The 2,809-nt window shown below is 60.3% G+C and carries 4 protein-coding genes; all 4 read right to left on the reverse strand.

Annotated elements, in window-relative coordinates; translation table 11 throughout:
* The coding region (locus ACFFAR_RS30140; RefSeq protein ID WP_174365560.1) for an NAD(P)-binding domain-containing protein at nucleotides 1-743 on the reverse strand (743 nt) is incomplete at its 3' end.
* Nucleotides 744-1,028: 285 nt separating this feature from the next.
* Nucleotides 1,029-2,387 carry a CoA transferase gene (locus tag ACFFAR_RS30145; protein ID WP_375509111.1) on the reverse strand — a complete coding sequence of 453 codons (1,359 nt, stop codon included), beginning with the start codon at nucleotides 2,385-2,387 and terminating at the stop codon, nucleotides 1,029-1,031.
* 24 nt (nucleotides 2,388-2,411) lie between these two features.
* Nucleotides 2,412-2,600, reverse strand: a complete 189-nt coding sequence (locus ACFFAR_RS30150; RefSeq protein WP_162916230.1) for a hypothetical protein — start codon at nucleotides 2,598-2,600, stop codon at nucleotides 2,412-2,414.
* Nucleotides 2,576-2,809: hypothetical protein (locus ACFFAR_RS30155; protein ID WP_375509110.1), on the reverse strand; the 234-nt coding region annotated here is incomplete at its 5' end. The genes ACFFAR_RS30155 and ACFFAR_RS30150, both read right to left, overlap by 25 nt.

The following is a 2,809-nucleotide window of genomic DNA, read 5'->3' on the forward strand; positions in this document are numbered from 1 at the left end:
TCGGCGATCAGGCGGTTGTTTTCCAGCACGTTGGAGATCGCGGCCTGAACCGCGAAATTCCGGTCGATGAGTTTCGGCGCCTTTACGCGAGATACATCGCTTGCCATCGGCCCGGCATTCAGTACGGCGAGGAACTGGCTGAGATCTAGGCCGTTGCGCTCGGCGAAATGCACGGCTTCGGCTAGCCCGGTGACGAGTGCGATCAGGAACAGGTTGACCGACAGCTTCATCAGAAGGGCGTTGGGAACAGGTCCGCACACCATGGTCTCGCGGCAAATGGGAGCGAGCAGCGGACGGAGCGCTTCCACGGTAACCGCGTCGCCGGCAAGCATGGCGACAAGTTGCCCCGCTTCGGCAGGCTTGCGCGATCCCGAGACGGGCGCCTCGACGTAGCGCCCGCCGGCCGAGCGGATCTCGGCCTCCAGGCCACGGGAATAGGCCGGAGAGGTCGTGCCCATGTGGACGATCGTACGGTCGCGTACGCGGGATGCGAAGTCGAGACCGCCACGGTCGAGTACCGCGTCAATGGCGGCGCCATCGACCAGCATCAGAATGACCGTCGAGGAGCGCGCAAATACCTCGCCCGCATCTCGTGCAACCCATGCGCCGGCAGCGGCAAGCGTCCCGGTCTTCGCCTGAGTGCGATTCCAGACCACGAGCGGCGTGCCGACTGTAGCCAGGTTCAGCGCCATGGCTTCTCCCATTGCGCCGAGCCCGATGAAACCGACCGTCTGTATTGTCATGGTCTTCCGTCAATCACTTGGGTGCATCGCACTGTATTCCTCACTTTCGAATTAGAAAAACGATATTTTTTGATATCGCACATTACGATACATAATACGTCCGTTGCGCGGAATCCCGACATCAACCTTCTTTGGACTTTCGTAAGGGGCGGCGAGCCATCAGACCAAGCGGCTTGAGCGATCGTCCGATTGGTATCAATGAGGTGGCCATTGCAGTCGCTGACAATTCGCCGCCAGCTCGCGAAATCTCTCAACGTCCGGGACACAAAACGACGGCTGCTCGCTTTACCAACCCGGTTCGGCAGAGCCCAGGCGCGATGCCGGAAGCCGCCAGGCCAGAGCTACGCCGTTCACTGACACAGGCGATCTGCAGCGTTTCGCCGGTCCCCATTCTGTCTGCTCGAGCGAAGCGCAAAAGTCGCCGTTGCTTATAGTCAAACCCTCAGCCGCACTTGGCGTCCGAGGCAGGTCGATCAACGACTGCGCGGTTCGCGCAAGCGATAGCCTGGCCGTCGTTGCCCGATTTTCTGTGAGGCGCCAGATGAAAGACCGGACCACAGCCGCAGCCATCAGATAGCCAGTTGCCTGGTCGATCGCTTGAACGGGCAGCGGCACCGGACGATCCGCCTGTTTCCATTGCATGCCGCCATGCGCAATTCCTGAGCTCATCTGCACCAGGCTGTCAAAGCCTCGGCGGCCACTCCACGGACCGCTCCATCCATAGGCGTCGAGTGACACATCGATGAGTCCCGGGTTGATTGCGCGGCGCGCGGCTTCTGTGTAGCCCAGTTGATCGAGGGCGTCGGGCCGATAACCATGAACCAACACATCGGCCTTCGACAATGACTGCTCGAATATCTCCCGACCATGTGGCGTTTCAAGGTCCAGTCGTGCACAGCGCTTGCCGAGCGTGACCTCGGGTATCAAAGCCGGCTCGTCCCATCCCGGTGGATCGATTCTCAAGACGTCCGCACCATATCCCGCAAGAAAGCGGGTTGCGACCGGACCCGCAAGAACGCGGGTCAGGTCGAGCACTTTCATGCCTGCAAGCGGTCTCGCTTCTTCAGGCTGCCACGCTGGCGGGTCGGTCGCAGCGGCGACGGACGACAACGCAATCAGCGGCTCAGATGCCACTGCCCTGCCTTGAGGATGGGCCTCCCATGCGTCGCTTGTTCGCATCGCGGCGGCACAGCCTTGCTGCTCGACGACCGCAGTTTCGAGTTCTTCGGCGGACCAGCCTGCGACGGCGCCTGCCACGGCAGACTTGTTGTCGGCACATTGCAGCGCACTCAGCGCCGCCGCTTTGTGATGAGGCGCGTTGGTATGCAGTCTGATCCAGCCATCGCGGGTTCGATAGTCCCCGGCGATCGTGTCCCAGGCGGCGGGCAAGGTCCAGCCAACGGGTTGAACTGACCAGCCGAACCAGAGCGAAGCAAGTCTTCGGTCGATGACGACCTCGGGCGCGCGGTCAAGCCGCATCTTGAACAATTCCCCGATCGCGACGCCGGCTGCCGCTATTGCTTCAGCGGCAAAGTCGGCGACAGGGAACGCAGAAGTGAGTTCGCCCGAGCCTTCCAAGGTGACACGCGTCAGCGCATCGGTGGGGAATTGAAGCGCCTGTAAGGCGGTCTCCAGAAATTTCATCGATAAATTCGTCACGCTGCCCTCCTAAAAAAAGCCGATTGCCGCAGCAACGGTTGTCGTCAAGCTGCCGCGAATTCCGATATCAAAAGACTGCGCAGCTGTTTCGACGCCCAGCATAAACTTGATAAAGTTGACGTCAATCTTGATTTGAATCGTCAATGTCAACACGGTGATTACGATGGGCTGGATTACGGCAGCAGAAGCACTTGGCATTTTGGGCGTCCGTCCGCAGACGCTTTACGCAAACGTAAGCAGGGGGAAAATCCGCGCGCAACCAGGTCGTCTTTGAGTACCTGAGAGACAACCAGGATGCGTGCCGCCGAACGCAGCGATACCTCCTCGCATAAGGCGATCAAGCGGCGGAAGGGCGAAGGGTTCCAGTGGCTGGCGATCCAAACTTCGGGACCGTTGTACTCCAAAAG

It is taken from the genome of uncultured Caballeronia sp. (assembly GCF_964243625.1).
Taxonomy (GTDB): domain Bacteria; phylum Pseudomonadota; class Gammaproteobacteria; order Burkholderiales; family Burkholderiaceae; genus Caballeronia.

Excerpts from the sequence above, each read along its gene's own strand:
- ACFFAR_RS30145 (WP_375509111.1), bottom strand. The coding sequence starts at position 2,387 with ATGAAATTTCTGGAGACCGCCTTACAGGCGCTTCAATTCCCCACCGAT.
- ACFFAR_RS30150 (WP_162916230.1), bottom strand. The coding sequence starts at position 2,600 with ATGCCAAGTGCTTCTGCTGCCGTAATCCAGCCCATCGTAATCACCGTG.